The 459-nt window shown below is 70.2% G+C and carries 1 protein-coding gene; it reads left to right on the forward strand.

Annotation, left to right across the window (positions count from 1 at the left end):
• Window positions 1–459: ZIP family metal transporter (locus J5M73_RS31315; protein ID WP_207816952.1), on the forward strand; the 459-nt coding region annotated here is incomplete at both ends.

Consider the following 459-nt stretch of genomic DNA (forward strand, 5'->3'; position numbering starts at 1 on the left):
GTTCGCGGCCGGGATGATGCTGGCGGCGAGTGCCTTCTCGCTGCTGCTGCCCGGGCTCGATGCGGCCCAGTCGCTGACAGGCAACAACCTGATGGGCGCCGGGACCGTCGTGCTCGGCCTGGCGCTCGGGGTGTTGCTCATGCTCGGGCTGGATCGCTTCACGCCGCACGAACACGAGTCGATCGGCCCCTGCGGGCCAGACTCCGACCGCATCAATCGCGTCTGGCTGTTCGTCTTCGCCGTTACCCTGCACAACCTGCCCGAGGGAATGGCGATCGGCGTCGGCTTCGCGGGCGGCGACATGACGGTCGGTCTGCCGCTGGCCACGGCCATTTCCATCCAGGACATCCCGGAAGGGCTGGCCGTGGCGCTCGCCTTGCGGACGACCGGGCTCTCGGCACTGGCCTCGGCACTGGTCGCGGCGGCCTCCGGCGTGATGGAGCCGCTCGGTGCGCTGGT

The sequence above is a fragment of the Pseudomonas sp. 50_B genome, from assembly GCF_017491625.1.
Taxonomy (GTDB): Bacteria; Pseudomonadota; Gammaproteobacteria; order Pseudomonadales; family Pseudomonadaceae; genus Aquipseudomonas; species Aquipseudomonas danubii.